14 protein-coding genes are annotated in these 15,636 nt (G+C 36.7%); 13 read left to right on the forward strand and 1 reads right to left on the reverse strand.

From position 1 onward, the window contains the following. Positions 1-158 precede the first annotated feature (158 nt). From CCAL_RS04435 to hypA, 12 genes are all read left to right on the forward strand, one after another. Positions 159-1,313: a hydrogenase small subunit gene (locus CCAL_RS04435; RefSeq protein WP_170016043.1), complete on the forward strand. Its 1,155-nt coding sequence runs from the start codon at positions 159-161 to the stop codon at positions 1,311-1,313. Next, positions 1,306-3,030, forward strand: a complete 1,725-nt coding sequence (locus CCAL_RS04440; protein ID WP_170016045.1) for a nickel-dependent hydrogenase large subunit — start codon at positions 1,306-1,308, stop codon at positions 3,028-3,030. Before CCAL_RS04435 ends, CCAL_RS04440 begins: the two co-directional genes overlap by 8 nt. Before the next feature lie 3 nt (positions 3,031-3,033). After that, complete coding sequence (gene cybH / locus CCAL_RS04445; RefSeq protein ID WP_170016047.1) at positions 3,034-3,693, forward strand: Ni/Fe-hydrogenase, b-type cytochrome subunit; 660 nt, start codon at positions 3,034-3,036, stop codon at positions 3,691-3,693. Positions 3,694-3,695: 2 nt separating this feature from the next. Continuing rightward, a complete protein-coding gene (locus tag CCAL_RS04450) occupies positions 3,696-4,250 on the forward strand; it encodes a HyaD/HybD family hydrogenase maturation endopeptidase (protein ID WP_170016049.1) in 555 nt (184 codons plus the stop codon). After that, on the forward strand, positions 4,210-5,691 hold the full coding sequence (locus CCAL_RS04455) for a hypothetical protein (protein ID WP_170016051.1): 1,482 nt from the start codon (positions 4,210-4,212) through the stop codon (positions 5,689-5,691). Before CCAL_RS04450 ends, CCAL_RS04455 begins: the two co-directional genes overlap by 41 nt. Before the next feature lie 36 nt (positions 5,692-5,727). Then, positions 5,728-7,938 carry a carbamoyltransferase HypF gene (hypF, locus tag CCAL_RS04460; protein ID WP_170016053.1) on the forward strand — a complete coding sequence of 737 codons (2,211 nt, stop codon included), beginning with the start codon at positions 5,728-5,730 and terminating at the stop codon, positions 7,936-7,938. A gap of 46 nt (positions 7,939-7,984) precedes the next feature. Beyond that, the gene (gene nikR / locus CCAL_RS04465) at positions 7,985-8,398 is read left to right on the forward strand and encodes a nickel-responsive transcriptional regulator NikR (protein WP_169935934.1); all 414 of its coding nucleotides are present in this window, start codon (positions 7,985-7,987) and stop codon (positions 8,396-8,398) included. A gap of 215 nt (positions 8,399-8,613) precedes the next feature. After that, on the forward strand, positions 8,614-9,426 hold the full coding sequence (hypB, locus tag CCAL_RS04470) for a hydrogenase nickel incorporation protein HypB (protein WP_170016055.1): 813 nt from the start codon (positions 8,614-8,616) through the stop codon (positions 9,424-9,426). Next, complete coding sequence (locus CCAL_RS04475) at positions 9,426-9,716, forward strand: HypC/HybG/HupF family hydrogenase formation chaperone (RefSeq protein ID WP_169971730.1); 291 nt, start codon at positions 9,426-9,428, stop codon at positions 9,714-9,716. The genes hypB and CCAL_RS04475 overlap by 1 nt, the downstream gene beginning before the upstream one ends. Next, positions 9,700-10,791: a hydrogenase formation protein HypD gene (gene hypD, locus CCAL_RS04480; RefSeq protein ID WP_170016057.1), complete on the forward strand. Its 1,092-nt coding sequence runs from the start codon at positions 9,700-9,702 to the stop codon at positions 10,789-10,791. Before CCAL_RS04475 ends, hypD begins: the two co-directional genes overlap by 17 nt. Then, positions 10,788-11,777, forward strand: a complete 990-nt coding sequence (gene hypE / locus CCAL_RS04485) for a hydrogenase expression/formation protein HypE (RefSeq protein ID WP_170000123.1) — start codon at positions 10,788-10,790, stop codon at positions 11,775-11,777. Before hypD ends, hypE begins: the two co-directional genes overlap by 4 nt. Next, positions 11,777-12,118, forward strand: a complete 342-nt coding sequence (gene hypA, locus CCAL_RS04490; RefSeq protein WP_170016059.1) for a hydrogenase maturation nickel metallochaperone HypA — start codon at positions 11,777-11,779, stop codon at positions 12,116-12,118. The genes hypE and hypA overlap by 1 nt, the downstream gene beginning before the upstream one ends. A gap of 48 nt (positions 12,119-12,166) precedes the next feature. On the opposite strand, the gene CCAL_RS04495 is transcribed toward hypA, so the two are convergent. Then, entirely contained in the window at positions 12,167-14,734 is a 2,568-nt protein-coding gene (locus CCAL_RS04495) for a YhdP family protein (RefSeq protein ID WP_170016061.1), read from the reverse strand. On the opposite strand from CCAL_RS04495, the gene mltG reads away from it, so the two are divergent. After that, positions 14,682-15,626: an endolytic transglycosylase MltG gene (gene mltG / locus CCAL_RS04500; RefSeq protein WP_170016069.1), complete on the forward strand. Its 945-nt coding sequence runs from the start codon at positions 14,682-14,684 to the stop codon at positions 15,624-15,626. The genes CCAL_RS04495 and mltG overlap by 53 nt on opposite strands. Positions 15,627-15,636 lie beyond the last annotated feature (10 nt).

Here is a 15,636-nt window from a genome sequence, read left to right on the forward strand (position 1 = left end):
GCCCTTTGCAATATGCTAAAAAATAATATTAACATAAAATAAATATTAATAAATCCTCTCTTAAATATTATCTCTAATAAAATTTTTAATAACCTTTTAGTAAAACTATGTGTAATATTTCACAGTTAGTTTTATCTCATTATATAAAAGGAGTAAAAATGACCGAGAATGACGTCCTTGTAAGGATTAACAAAAGATTGCTCGAACTTTCTAAAATTCCAAGAATCAATCAAGAAGGTTCTATTGCTAAACGTTTAAAAGAAAAAGGTTTTTCTAGGCGTGATTTCATGAAGTGGGCAGGTGCGATGAGCGCATTTATGGCACTTCCTTCAAGTTTTGCGCCAAGTATTGCAAAAGCTGCCGAGCTTAGTGATAGACTGCCCGTGATTTGGCTTCATATGGCCGAGTGCACGGGCTGCTCAGAAAGCCTTCTTAGGAGTGATACTCCAACTATAGATAGTCTTATTTTTGACTATATTAGCCTTGAGTATCATGAAACTCTAATGGCCGCAGCAGGTCATCAAGCTGAAAGAAATTTGCACGATGCCATTAAAAAGTATAAAAACCGCTATATTTTGATGGTGGAGGGTGCTATCCCAACCGGAGCTACCGAACACTATCTAACGATAGGTGCCGAAGGTCATACGGGTAAGCAGATAGCTCAAAATGCCTGTGAAAATGCGGCGGCTATATTTAGTATAGGAACTTGCTCTAGTTTTGGAGGAATTCAAGCCGCACATCCAAATCCAAGCAACTCAAAAGCGCTAAGCGTTATCACTTCAAAACAAGTTATAAACGTCCCCGGCTGTCCTCCAAGTGAGAAAAATATCGTAGGAACACTGCTTCATTTTATATTATTTGGCACTCTTCCTGCTCTTGATGTTTACAACAGACCAAAATGGGCTTATGGACTTAGAATTCATGACCTTTGTGAAAGACGCGGACACTTTGATGCCGGCGAGTTTGTGCAAAGCTTTGGTGATGAAGGTGCTAAACAGGGCTTTTGTCTATACAAGGTAGGTTGTAAAGGACCATATACTTTTAATAACTGTTCACGCGAGCGCTTTAACTCTCATACATCATGGCCTATCCAGGCAGGACATGGCTGTATAGGTTGCAGTGAGCCTGACTTTTGGGATACTATGGGGCCGTTTGAAGAGCCAATGGCAGATAGATTATACAACACTCCGTTTGGTATTGGGTCTGACGCCGTAAGCGATAAAATCGGAGTTGGAATTTTAGCTCTAACAGCCGTTGGCATAGCAGCACACGCAGCAATAGCCGCTATGAAAAAAGGAGATAACGATGAGTGAAAGAAAGATTGTCATAGATCCTATAACTAGGATAGAGGGGCACTTGCGTGTAGAGGTTGTTGTTGATGATAATAACGTCGTGAAAGAGGCGTATTCTGGATCGACACTTTGGCGTGGTATAGAGCAGATAGTAAAAGGACGTGATCCCAGAGACGTTGGGTTTTTTACTCAAAGAATTTGTGGCGTTTGCACGTATTCTCACTATAAAGCAGGTATTATCGCGGTTGAAAACGCACTTGGCATAACACCTCCTTTAAATGCCCAACTAACAAGAACTCTTATGAATGCAGCGCTTTTTGTGCATGACCATATTGTTCATTTTTATCACTTGCATGGGCTTGACTGGGTTGATGTTATATCAGCTCTTAGCGCTGATCCTAAAAAAGCAAGCGAAGTTGCGTTTAAATTTACAGACCTACCGTATGCGTGCGGGGAGGATAAGCTTAAAGAAGTTCAAAAAAGAGTAGGGGAATTTGCAGCTAAAGGTAACCTTGGACCATTTGCAAATGCGTATTTTGGACATAGCACTTACAAACTAAGTCCTGAAGAAAATTTAATAGCTCTTTCGCACTATCTTGAATGCTTAAGAATTCAACGCATCGCAGCGCAACTTATGGCGATATTTGGCGGTAAAAACCCACATCCGCAAAGCTTAACCGTAGGCGGTGTAACTTGCGTTATGGATATCGAAAGCCCCGCAAGACTAGGCGAATATCTAACAAAACTAAAAGAGATTCAGGAATTTGTTAATCGTGCTTACTATCCGGACTTAGTTATGGCGGCAAAAGCCTATGCGAACGAGCCTAGCGTGCTAAATGATATCGGTGTAGCAAATCTTTACACATTTAAAGAATTTCAAATAGGCGCAAACGAGTGGTTGTTTGAAAGCGGTATCATTAAAAACGGCGATCTAAGCAAGGTTTATGATGTTGATGAGAGCCTTATAACTGAAGAAGCCACACATGCTTGGTATGAAGATGACAAAGCACTTCATCCGTATGATGGCAAAACCGATCCAAAATACACAGGTTTAATTGATGGTGAAAGTATTGGCGAAGACGGTAGGATGGTTCATTCTAAATTATTTAACACAAAAGGTAAATATAGCTGGATAAAAGCGCCTAGATACGGCGGAGAATCTCTGCAAGTAGGTCCTTTGGCAAATATCGTAGTTAATTACGCAAAAGGAAACAAATACGTAGTGCCTGTGGTGGATAAATTTTTAAAAGACACGGGACTTCCTTTAAGTGCTGTTTTATCAACACTTGGTAGAACTGCAACAAGGATGCTTGAAGCTAAAATCATAACCGATAACACTATCACGGCCTTTAATAACCTCATAGAAAATTTAAAAACCGACCGTGAGACATGTGCTAAATACTCTATAGACAAAAACAAAGAGTATAAAGGCAGATACATGGGTCATGTGCCACGCGGAACGCTAAGTCACTGGTGTCGCATAAAAGATGGCGTCATAACCAACTGGCAAGCTGTAGTTCCTAGCACATGGAACGCCTCTCCAAAAGATGCCAAAGGTCAAATGGGATCGTATGAAGCGTGTTTGATCGGTTTAAAGATAGCCGATGTTACACAGCCACTTGAGATCGTGCGTAAAATTCACTCATACGACCCTTGTATAGCTTGTGCCGTTCATGTGATGGACACAAAGGGGGCAAAACTTGGCGAGTATAAGATAGATGCAAATCTAAAAGGATAAGCCATGAGAAAAGCAGAGTATGAATTTAGCATAGGAGTTAGACTTACGCATTGGATTAGAGCTATTGTGATAGCGTTTTTGATTTTTAGCGGGTTTTACATCTCTTATGTATTTATAGCGCCTGAAATTTCGGCAGAACCTACGCTGTTTTTAAACGCAAAATGGAGAGCCGCCCATCAGGTTGCTGGGTTTATTTTGATAGCGTGCTTTATATTTAAAGTTTATCTATTTATATTTGACAAACATAGTAGAAAGGAATTAAGAAGTGTTTTTGACTTTTTAAATCCAAAAATTTGGTTCTCGCAGATCAAATACTATCTGTTTTTAGGCAAACATCCTCATCTAAAAGGTGTTTACAACCCGCTTCAGTTTGCGTCTTATTTTTTCTTTTATGTTGTTTTGGCTCTTATATGCGTTAGTGGCCTTGTGCTTTACGCTCACGTTTATCACGAAGGACTTGGTGGCGCTATATATGACATTGCTAGATGGCTTGAGGAGATGATGGGTGGTTTGGCAAATGTTAGAACGATACATCGAATTTGTATGTGGGTTATCATGATATTTGTGCCCATTCACGTCTATATGGCTGTATTTAATGCCGTTAAAGGCAAAAACGGAGCCATGGATGCGATAGTTAGCGGATATAAATTCGTAAAAGAATAAAGATGAAATTTCTGCTTCTTGGTATCGGAAACGTTATGTTTGGCGATGAGGGCTTTGGAGTGCATTTTATAAAGTGGATAGAGAGAAACTACCGCTTTACAAGCAAGGAGCATTTGCTTGAATTTATAGACGGCGGGACGTTAGCCATGGCGCTAACTCCCGTTATTTCGGAATTTGATAGTATAGTGATGGTTGATTGTATAGAGGCTAACGACTCAAAAGTAGGCGAAATTTACTTCTTTGACTATGAAAATATCCCTGAATTTATAAATTTTGACGGGTCTGCACATGAAGTCGAGATGAAGCAAACATTAGCATATATGGACATTTTAGGTGATAGACCTGAGGTTAAAATTTTAGGACTTATCCCAAAGCGGATAGAGCCCATGAGTTTTGAACTCTCAAGCCAACTGATAAATGGCGCAAATGTCGCTTTAAACGCACTTTTAAACTATCTTTTAAAATGCGGATTTGAGTATGAAAAGATAGATAATCTTAGCATACAAGATATAGCAAATGAGTATAAGAAGAAAGGTTTTTATGGTTCTAGCTTTTGAATTTTTATGGATAAAAGAGCTTGTTTGGCTTGAGATCATCCTAAGACAAACGGCTAAAAATTTACCTCATAAAGTAGTAAAAGATAGCGAAGGACTTACGCTTTTTATTAGTGCAAACGAGAGTGAACTTTCTAAATTTAGTGACAAACTTTGCATAAATTTACCAAGTTCGCTTTTTATAAAAGGCTTTAGAGTTTATGAAGCAAGCATGCCAAACGACAAAAGCGATAAAGATGTGCACTTGGAGTGTGATTTGCCAGCTCTAACCCCGCTTCAAGAGCTAAATTTTAAACAAAACGGACAAATTTGCAAAAATGAATTTGGTGTTTTAAGTAAAATTTCTGTACTTGATCAAAAAATTTGCGAAGAAAATTTTAACCTCCTTTTAGGGCAGTGCGCTAAAAAGATAAAAGATGGAGAGGTAGTGAAATTTAAGAGCAGCTCTAGTGAATTTGAAGTAGAGATCCTACATAGCTTTGATAAATTTGACTTTATCATGCCAACTAATTCAAAAGCGCTTTTAAACATCTTTACTTTTAATGAGCGCGAGATAACGGCACTTGCTAGCTTTGAAAAGCCGATGTTAAGACTAAAAACAAATGCGCTTTTTAAGCAAAAACACCCTCAAATTCAAACTACGGCAAATGTTAAATTATCACAGGATTTTTTTATCTTTGCTCTTTGCGATAAACTTTATAATGATAAGATAAATTTTATCGGAGTTAGAAATTTAGGCAAAAATTCTATTTTTAAATTTTGCCTTTTTGATAAAGAAAGCTTGGTTTACGATAGCAGTTCAAAAGAAGAGCTAGAGAGTGATTATTTTGAGTTAAACTTAAACAAAGATAGTGCCGACGGTATATTTTTAGTGCGTAAAAATGATAAGATACCGCTACTTTTTATACCAAATTTTATAAGTTTTGACGAAATTTTTAAGGAGATAAAAGGGCTTGATGGCGGAGAAAGGTTGCTTGAAAATTTTGCAAAAACTTATGTTTTACCAAGCGAAAATTTAAACCTAAATGCAAATTTTTACTCACTGTTTTGCATGAGTGCAAAGGTGTTAAATTTTAGTCCAAATTTAAAACAAGCAGGAGAAAGGCTGCTATTAAACGCCTTTAACTTTGGTGCAAATAGAGGCGTTTTGATAGATTGTAAGGTTAAAGACGGTGTTTTTGATGTGGCTAAATTTATAAGAAGCACCATGAGTTTTATGCTAGCCGGAGCGCAAGAGGGCAACATAAGCTATGGTGTGGTAAGTTCACTGGCTGGCTTTTTAGCAAATTTCATACTTGAAAAAGCGGATGAATTTGATATAAAAACCGTGAAATTTAGCGGAGATTTATTTAAAGAAGAAGCTGTATTAAAAACATTTAAGCGCGAATTTGAGCCAAATTTTAAGCTTGATTTTAGCAGTTTGGGCATTAAAATATCACTGTAAAGCCCGAATTTATTAAATTTTTGTTATAAATTTCAAATGATAAATTATAATTTTGAAATTTCAGGTTTAGTTCAGGGTGTTGGTTTTAGACCATTTGTGTATTCACTAGCGATCAGGTATGGACTAAAGGGTGAAATTTACAATGACGACGAAGGTGTAAAGCTAAGCCTTTATGGAAAAGAAAAGGCGCTATTATCATTTGAAAAGGCACTATTTGCTGAGCTAGTGCCGCTTGCTAGGATAGATGAGCTAAGGAAATTTAAAGGCGATAAAGTCTTTGACGAGCTAAACATCATTGCTTCTAGATCAGCCCAAAAAGCAGCTGCCATACTACCTGATTTTGCTATTTGCAAAGAGTGTGAACGAGAGTTTTATGATCGGTCAAATCCTCGCTATCTATATCCATTTATAAACTGCACGAATTGCGGTCCGAGATTTTCTATCATAAAATCCCTGCCATATGATCGTATAAACACAACCATGAATGAATTTAAGATGTGTGAAAGTTGCGAGAGTGAGTATAAAAATCCACTCGATCGTCGCTATCACGCACAGCCCATCTCATGTCCAAAATGCGGTCCTAAGCTTATGTTAAAAGATAAAGTCGGTAAAATTTTAACCCAAAACGAAGACTCGATAAAACAAGCCACGCAGCTTATAAAAGATGGTAAAATTTTAGCCATAAAAGGACTTGGCGGCTTTCATCTAGTTTGCGACGCGCATAATCAAAATGCGATAAATGCGCTTAGACTTCGCAAACATCGCCCACACAAGCCGTTTGCTATAATGTGTAAAAATTTGCAAAACGTTAAAGAGCTGGCTGAAATTTCAAGCAAGGAAGAGGAGCTTTTAACTTCAAATTTAAAGCCGATCGTGCTTTTAAAAGCAAAGCCAAACAGCACTTTAGCGCCAAGTATCGCGCCAAATTTAAACCGTCTTGGCATTATGCTAGCATTTAGCGGTATCCATTTAGCGCTTTTTGAATACCTTGATACAAATATCGTGGCAACTAGCGCAAATATCTCCGGTGAGCCGGTGATATATAACGAAGCAGAGCTACTTTATAAGCTTGGCGATGTTATTGATTTTTATCTTGACCACGATAGACAAATTTACTCTCCCAGTGACGATAGTATCGCTTTTACGGTGCAAGAGGAGATAAATTTTACACGCACTTCGCGCGGGCTTAATCCATACTTTTTTCATTCAAATTTCAACAAAAAAGGGACATTTTTAGCCCTTGGTGCCGAACTCAAAAATCAATTTGCCATCTATCATAACGGGCAAATTATGATAAGCCCATACATTGGAGATCTTAAAAATGTAGCTACTTTTGATAGATTTTTAAATGTTTTAAACCTTTTTGTTAAAACCTACGAGCTTAAATTTGATCACGTGATTTGCGACCTTCACCCGCATTTTTTAAATACAAAATGGGCTAAAGAGCAGGGATTTACTTTAAGTGCCATCCAGCATCATTATGCACATCTTTTAGCTGTTATGTTTGAGCATAATTTACCAAAAGATGGCGAATACATCGGCTTTTGTTTTGATGGTACAGGATATGGTGAGGATGGTAAAATTTGGGGTGGAGAGGTATTAAAAATAGATCAAAACGGCTATAAAAGGCTTTATTGTTTTGATGAATTTAAACTAATAGGTGGCGAAAATAGCATAAAAAACATCTATCAAATCGCTTACTCTATCATATTAAAATACGATCTTGAAGATGAAGCGAGAGAATTTTTATCAAAATTTGACGCAAAAAGGCTTTTGGCACTAAAATCAGCGCATAATGTTACCAATATACACACTAGCTCTTTAGGCCGCGTGTTTGACGCATTTGCAAGCGTTATCTTGGGTTTAGAAAGTATAAGTTACGAAGCCCAAAGCGGTATGGAGCTTGATAAATTTTATGATGAAAGTTTGGACTATTCTTATAAATTTGAGATAAAAAATGGTGTTATAAATTTTAAAAATGCCTTTAAATCGGCTCTAAAAGATGACGCAAGGCACGCAGTTACTGGCTTTATTAATGCTATCGCAGATCTAGTAACTCAAGTATCTAAAGAAGGCAAAAAAGATGTCTTACTTTCTGGAGGAGTATTTCAAAATTCTACACTTTTATCACGTGTGATTAGGAATTTAAAAGATAAAAATATAAATTTTTATCACTGTTCTAAATTTTGTGATAACGATACAAATATAGCTTTGGGTCAAATTTATTATCTTTTATCTAAAATTTAAGCTTTAAAGTTTTATAATAACATAAGTTTAAGTTAAGGGGGCTAACATGGATGAGATAATTAGATTTAGCGTTTCTTTACCTAAATCGCTTCTGGACGAACTTGACAAAAAGATCGCAGAGCAAGGATATGCTTCAAGAAGCGAACTGACACGAGATCTCATAAGAGAAAAGATGGTAAAAGATAGTTGGGAGACTTCAAGTGGCGAACTTGTAGGTGTTTTAACGGTCATTTACACACATCATCAAAATGAGCTTGTTGTTAAGATGTTAGAGCTTGAACATGATGCTGATATAAAAATCGTCTGCACAACACACATTCATATAGATCATCACAACTGTCTTGAGACGCTTGTTTTACGCGGTGAAGCTGATAAAATAAAGCGTTTTAGCGATAGGATATCAGGACTAAAAGGTGTTAAATTTGCCGAACTTACAAAAGCAGCCGTTCCGCACACCTGATAACACTTAATATTTTTAATTAAAATATAAATTTATAGTGGTAGGTTATTTTAGTATTTAAATTTATGAAATTTTATGCTTCTAAAATTTGCAGTCAAGTTAAAATTTCATAAATTTTACTACATTTTTTCTTCTAAAAATTTAAAATTTAAATTTAAGCTTTATCTAATAATCAAAGAGTTAAACTTATAAAATTAATATTTAAGGAGCTAAAAATGTGTAAAGATTGCGGTTGCTCGTTGCCTGGTCACTCACACGAACATACTCATACGGACGGTACAAAACATACTCACTCGCATTCTCATGACGGAATTTTATCTCATACTGACAAAAAAGCCCACGAACACGAGCATTCGCATGCACATCCGGTGTTAAATGAAAGCAAAACGATAGATGTTATAGAAAAAATTTTATCGGCAAATGATGCCGAGGCAGAGCACAATAGAGCTCATCTTGACGAGCATAAAATTTTATGCGTAAATTTAATGAGTTCACCAGGGGCTGGTAAAACCACTCTTTTAGAAGCTACTATAAAAAATTCAAACATCAAAATCGGCGTAGTCGAGGGCGACTTAGAAACTAACCAAGATGCGGATCGTGTAGTACTTGCAGGTGGTAAGGCTCACCAGATAACCACTGGTCAAACATGCCATTTGGACGCTTTTATGGTACATGAAGGACTTCATCATCTGCCTTTAAATGAGCTTGATATGGTGTTTATAGAAAATGTCGGAAATTTAGTCTGCCCTGCTAGTTATGATGTAGGCTCGCATTTTAACGCAGTGCTTATATCAGTGCCTGAAGGCGACGACAAAGTAAGTAAGTACCCTGTAATGTTTCGTGCGGCAGATGTGCTTTTGATAAGTAAAATTTCACTTCTTCCTCATTTTGACTTTGATGTAGAAAGAGTAAAAAAAGACGCAAGAAAACTTAATCCCAAAATCGACATTATCGAGATAGATAGCAAAACAGGCGAAGGTGTCCAAAAGTGGGTTGAGTATCTAAAATTTAAAAAAGAGATGAGATAATGTGCCTTTCTATACCATCAAAAGTTATCGAGATAGATAGCGATAATGTAGCACTAGTTGAGACGCTTGGCGTTCAAAGAAGAGTTAGTCTTGATCTAATCGCAGAGCCGGTAAGCCCGGGTGAATACGTCCTAATCCATGTCGGATACGCAATGGAAAAGATAGACACAAAGATCGCGCAAGAAAGTATACAAATTTATAAACAAATAGCCAAAGACATGAAAAGCGGCGTAATAGACAGCTATGACGGCGACATGGGACTAAGGGATTTTGATGGATCTGATAAATGATTTTCGCGATAAAGAACTTATCTTAACTCTTAGTTCGTTAATAAAAAAAGAGAGTAAAAAACCGCTAAATATCATGGAGATTTGCGGTGGACATACGCACTCTATTATGAAATTTGCCTTGCCTGATCTAGTTGGCAAAAATATAAATTTTATCCACGGTCCGGGTTGCCCGGTTTGTGTTATGCCACGCTCGCGCATAGACGAAGCCTGTAAATTAGCAGCGCTTGAGGGTGTGGTGTTTTGCACCTTAGCCGATATGCTTAGGGTGCCAGGCTCATATACAAGCTTGCAAAAGTTAAGAGCTCAAGGGCATGATATACGCGCGCTTTACACACCGCTTGACGCTCTTAAAATCGCCAAACAAAACCCTGATAAAAATGTAATATTTTTTGCAATAGGTTTTGAAACCACAACTCCAATGAGCGCAAATCTGGTTGAAAAAACTATAGAGCAGGGTATTAAAAATTTATACTTTCATATAAATCACGTCACAGTTCCCGCTCCGGTTCGAGCTATCATGCAAGATGAAAATGTCAATATAGATGCATTTTTAGGACCTAGCCACGTAAGTGTTATAACTGGAAGTGAAATTTATAAAGAGCTTAGCGAGGAGTTTGCAAGACCGATTGCTATTAGTGGATTTGAGCCACTTGATATCATGGCTAGTGTCTTAAATTTAGTAAGACAGCAAAATTTAGGCACTCATGAGGTCTATAACGAATACGAACGTGTCGTTAGCAAAAACGGAAATTTAAAAGCAAAAGAGCTAATCGCAAAATACTTTATCCCATGTGACTTTGAGTGGCGAGGACTTGGCGTGATAAAAGATAGTGGTATGAGACTACGAGATGAGTATGCGCACCTTGATGCAAGGCGGAAATTTGACTGTAACGTAGAAAGCAAAGGCGAGAGTAAGGCCTGCATATGCGGTAAAATTTTACGCGGGCAAGCAAAACCGTTTGAATGCAAAGTCTTTGCAAAAGCGTGCACCCCGCAAAATCCAATAGGCTCTTGCATGGTTTCAAGCGAGGGTGCTTGTGCGGCATATTTTAAATATGCAAAGAGGATTTCATGAAGATAATGCTTAGCCACGGTGGTGGTGGCGAGGAGATGAACTCGCTTATAAATGAAACTATTTTTAAAATTTTTGATAATGAAATTTTATCACAAAGTAACGACTCGGCTATCTTAAATTTAAACTCAAAATGTGCCTTTAGCACCGATAGTTTTGTGGTCACTCCTATATTTTTTAACGGTGGAGACATCGGCAAGATCGCAGCTTGCGGCACCATAAATGACCTTGCGATGGTTGGAGCTAAAGCAAAGTATCTAAGTTGCTCGTTAATCATCGAAGAGGGGCTTGAGATAGATGAGCTAAAGCAAATTTTAACCTCGCTAGCAGAAATTTGTAAAAATGACGGTGTAAAGGTTGTTTGCGGGGATACAAAGGTTGTGCCAAGAGGAAAGTGTGATAAAATTTTTATCAACACATCAGGGATCGGCGAAATAATCTGCGACAATGTAGAGCTTAAAAGCTTGCGTCCAAAGGCTAAAGTTTTGTTATCGGGAGATATCGGAAGACATGGTGGCGTTATACTTGCAAGCAGAGAAGAATTTGAGCTAAGTTCGGCGTTAAAAAGTGATTGCAAAAGTTTAAACAGTGTTGTTTTGGAGCTTGTAAAAAACGGCATAAAACCGCTTTGCATGAGGGATGCCACAAGAGGCGGCTTGAGCGCAGTTTTAAACGAGTGGTCGAAATTTAGCAACCTTGACATCTTGGTTTTTGAAGAAAAGATAAAAGTAAGCGATGAAGTTACGGGGATATGCGAGTTATTTGGCTTTGAACCTTACGAGCTTGCAAACGAAGGGACTTTTGTCCTTGCCGTAAGCGAAGAGGACGCACCTTTGGCGCTTAAAATTTTAAAAGAATTTGACCAAAATGCAAGTGAGATAGGTGAAATTTTAGATAGTAAAAACTCAAGGGTTATTATAGAAAACGCTTATAAATCACGTAGATTTTTAGAGCCTCCAAAAGGCGAGCTTTTGCCAAGGATCTGTTAATGCACGAACTAAGTATCGCTCAAAATTTACTCACTCTTTGCGAGCAAAATGCCGAAAAAAACGGTGCAAAAAAAGTTAATGAAATCATCATCAAAATAGGGCGTTTAAGCGGAGTTGAGCCACATTATCTACAAAGTGCGTTTGATGTTTGCAAAGCAGGAAGTATATGTGATAGCGCCAAGCTTACTATAAATTTGCAAAATATAATCATAAAATGCAAAAGCTGCAACAAGGAAAATGAGCTTGATAAAAATGAATTTTTATGCCCAAATTGCGGCTCAAACGAGCTTGATGTTATAGACGGCGAAGACATGATGCTCATGCAACTAAAAATGGAATAATACATAAAATTTTATGTATTATTCTTAAAATTAAACTACACTTAACAATCAATCAAAAATCAAAAACGGAGCCTCTATAATATTTTTTATGATATTAAACGGGGAAAGCAAGGTATCTTGTAAAATTTGAGTCGAATACTCCGGCTTTTGCGTTGTTCCGCGAATGGTGATGAGCGTTGAAAACGAGCGTTCTTTGCCAAGTATGATTTGATTGACTACAGGAATTTTATCGATGATATTACTTGCGTCTTTTAGTATCTTAAGCTCAAGATCGATATTTATCACCTTACTTTCAAGATCTATCGTGCCTTTTCCTGCGATATCGGCACTGCTTCCTTCGATGTCTATTGCTATAAATTTTATCAAAGAGCCATCTTTTTCAAATAAAATTTTACCGCTTTTTACCGTAAAGCCTTTATCGTTAAAATCAGGCGTTTTAAAGCTTAAAAGCGCAGGAACGGAGTTTATAAAGCTTAAAAGCTGTTGGTAAAATATATAATCCTTAATGTAAGCACTGTGAAATCTCGCCTCACCCTTAAATAAATCCTTGCTTTCCCCAAGTATCTTTAGCCTAAAATTTCCACTCTCAAAGCTGTTAAATCCAAAAAATTGATTAACAAATTCACCGCTTATCCCTGTGGCGTCAAGGTCGATTTTTTGGTTATTTTTGACAAATCCAAAACGCCCGCTTGATGGAAAACCTCTAATTATCATCTCGTCGGCTTTCTCATAAAATTCCAAGTTCTTAAACGCGAGTGTTCTGTTTAGATCTTTTATCGTTACGTCGGCATTTTTTGCGTATAAATTAAGTGCGTAAAGCCTCTCTTGATCGTTTGTTTCATTTGTGTCTATTTGTAGATTTAGATTTTGCGTTGTGATATTTACATCGCTTTGTTTTGTGTTAAATTTGATAAGTCCACTTTTTGAGCGACCTTTTGAGGTAAGCTTTTGTATGTTTACATCGATGTTAAAGTCGTCTACTTCGTATTTAGTACCGTCTTTATGATAAAAAGGCAGGTTAAATTTAAGATCGTTTGCGTCTATGTTTAGAGTGTTAAAATCCTTCGTAGTAAGCGTAAAGTCTCTAAAATCACTTATGCCGATCTGGTTTAAAAGTGGCGAGTGTTTGATCAAACTTGCGTTGTTTGTTTGTATTTTATTCTCATCGCCAAAACTTAAATTTAGGTCGAAATTTAATATATTAAGCTTTGTATCATCTCCGCTAAAGTCAAGCTTTGCTTGTATTTTTTCATCTTTGAGGCTTAAAATTTTAGCATCATCTGAGCCAAGATCAAGGTTTTTTAAATTTGCTCTTATATCGCCGACACTTTTATTGATGTCTATGTTCGCTCTTGCGTCGCTGTTAAAAAACTCAAGACCAAAATTCTTTGCATCGATCTTTAGTGTGTCTGTATTTATGAGTTTTATGTCGGCATTTTTAGCATTAAATTTCGCTCCCGCTATGTCTATGCCCGCATTTGTTGCGTTAAAATCGCCATTTGCGATGACGTTTATCGTATCGAAATTTATATCAAGCAATAGTGTGGCGTCCATTTTTCCACTTGTTTGATTTATCGGTATTTTTATATCATAAGCTTTTAAAATATCATTTATAACACTATCATACATTGAGCGAGTTTTTAGATTAAGTAAAATTCCAGCCTCTTTTTCGTCAAAAATATTATAGATAACAAGGTTTGAGCCGTCAAGTTTGCGACCTTTATATACCGGCTCTAAAAGATCAAAGTATAAATTTGAGTTTTTAAGTTTTATGCTCGCTTCTTTTACATCAACCGCCTCTAGGCTCTTTTCAAATTTTACATTTAGGCCTTTTGCAACGGCTGTGGCATTAAGATCATCTAGATAAAATTCCGAATTTTCTAAATCCACCTTGCCATTTAACTCTTTGATATTGTAATCTTGTGCGATAATAAAGCCGTAGATCCAATTTTTAACATCCTCGTTTAAGTTAAATTTCAAATCAAGATCATTCATAAAATCCCGCAAAGAATTTGCCTTAATGTCATAAGCTTTATATCTTAAAATCCCATCTACAAGCGTAAAATCAATCCTTCCGTTTATCTCAAACGAATTAAAACTTCCAGAAAATGCGTATTTTTGTTTTTTGATATCAGCACTTCCAAAGCCGGACAAGGTTACATTAAAGTCCTTAAAAGCAAGGTTTGATATGTTAAAGTTATCAACTCCGGCTTCTTCTCTTTCTTGCATTTTAACATCTAGACCAAAATGCTTGTTGTCTACAAAAAAGGAGTTGTTTTCAAATAAAATTTTAAGCTCATTGTCTCCGATTTTTAAGCTGTGAAGTGAAATTTCTTGAAAAAGTATATCAAGCCATTTGGCACTTTGAGTAACATCGATTAGGTAATTACCTGAGGTCTTTTCCTCTTTTTGCACTTTTAGCTGAGGAAATTTTAATTCTTTTGCTCTAAGTATCAGTTTTTTATCGAGTTTTATGTATAATTGTTCTATTCTAAGCTCGTCAAATTCGAGGTTTTCAACCTTAATTCCAAATTTTAAGAGCAAGACTAAAGAAAGAACAAAGATGATTAAAAATTTTATAAAAAACCCATATTTAGCTATTTTTTTTGATGCCATACTTATATTTTTCCTAAGTATTTTTATATATCTAACACGTTCTATAAATACAAGCGAAGTCGTTTTTATCCCAAAAGGCGGTGTTGGTGAAATTATATCTTATTTATCTAACCGTAACTTTAACCTAAGTAGTATCGACAAATACGCACTGATATTTATCGGATCACCACAATCAGGCTGGATAAATATGCAAAGCACTAAGTTAAGCAGGATTGATTTTTTACGTAAATTAACAGTAGCAAAAGCCGCTCTTAAAGACATAACTTTAATCCCAGGCGAAACTACTGTGATATTTTTAAACCAAATTTCAAAAGAGCTCGGCTTAAACGAGCAGATTTTAAATGCCGAATACAACGCGATATCTCCACTTCCTGACGGCTTTATCATGCCAAATACATATAAAATCCCGCTTGGCATCAGCGAAAGACACCTGGCTTACTATCTTGTAAATTCATCAAAAAAAGCACATCAAGACCTTAGTATGAAAATTTTTGGTGAATATGATGAAAAAAAATGGTTTAAGTTTTTAATCATCGCTTCAGTTATCCAAAAAGAAGCCGCAAGTAATGACGAAATGCCTCTTGTTAGCTCTGTCATCTACAACCGCCTAAAAAAGGGCATGAGACTACAAATGGACGGGACTTTAAACTATGGTATCTACTCTCATGAGACGATAACCCCGGAGCGTATACGCACTGACATGAGCAAATTTAACACATATCTAAACGACGGACTTCCGCCAAGCCCGGTTTCTTCAGTTTCTATAAATGCGATAAAAGCGGCGATAAGCCCCGCAAGTAGTGATTATTTGTATTTTGTAAGAGATAAAAGAACAAAAAAACATAAATTTTCAAAAACTTTAACCGAACATAATCAAAATATAGGTAGGTAGTGTTTAAAAT

It is taken from the genome of Campylobacter sp. RM6914, from assembly GCF_004803835.1.
In the GTDB taxonomy this organism is placed as follows: Bacteria; Campylobacterota; Campylobacteria; order Campylobacterales; family Campylobacteraceae; genus Campylobacter_A; species Campylobacter_A californiensis.

Bases quoted from the DNA above. Each gene is read 5' to 3' on its own strand.
- CCAL_RS04435 (WP_170016043.1), top strand. From the start codon at position 159: ATGACCGAGAATGACGTCCTTGTAAGGATTAACAAAAGATTGCTCGAA.
- CCAL_RS04440 (WP_170016045.1), top strand. From the start codon at position 1,306: ATGAGTGAAAGAAAGATTGTCATAGATCCTATAACTAGGATAGAGGGG.
- cybH (WP_170016047.1), top strand. From the start codon at position 3,034: ATGAGAAAAGCAGAGTATGAATTTAGCATAGGAGTTAGACTTACGCAT.
- CCAL_RS04450 (WP_170016049.1), top strand. From the start codon at position 3,696: ATGAAATTTCTGCTTCTTGGTATCGGAAACGTTATGTTTGGCGATGAG.
- CCAL_RS04455 (WP_170016051.1), top strand. From the start codon at position 4,210: ATGAGTATAAGAAGAAAGGTTTTTATGGTTCTAGCTTTTGAATTTTTA.
- hypF (WP_170016053.1), top strand. From the start codon at position 5,728: ATGATAAATTATAATTTTGAAATTTCAGGTTTAGTTCAGGGTGTTGGT.
- nikR (WP_169935934.1), top strand. From the start codon at position 7,985: ATGGATGAGATAATTAGATTTAGCGTTTCTTTACCTAAATCGCTTCTG.
- hypB (WP_170016055.1), top strand. From the start codon at position 8,614: ATGTGTAAAGATTGCGGTTGCTCGTTGCCTGGTCACTCACACGAACAT.
- CCAL_RS04475 (WP_169971730.1), top strand. From the start codon at position 9,426: ATGTGCCTTTCTATACCATCAAAAGTTATCGAGATAGATAGCGATAAT.
- hypD (WP_170016057.1), top strand. From the start codon at position 9,700: ATGGATCTGATAAATGATTTTCGCGATAAAGAACTTATCTTAACTCTT.
- hypE (WP_170000123.1), top strand. From the start codon at position 10,788: ATGAAGATAATGCTTAGCCACGGTGGTGGTGGCGAGGAGATGAACTCG.
- hypA (WP_170016059.1), top strand. From the start codon at position 11,777: ATGCACGAACTAAGTATCGCTCAAAATTTACTCACTCTTTGCGAGCAA.
- mltG (WP_170016069.1), top strand. From the start codon at position 14,682: ATGATTAAAAATTTTATAAAAAACCCATATTTAGCTATTTTTTTTGAT.
- CCAL_RS04495 (WP_170016061.1), bottom strand. From the start codon at position 14,734: ATGGCATCAAAAAAAATAGCTAAATATGGGTTTTTTATAAAATTTTTA.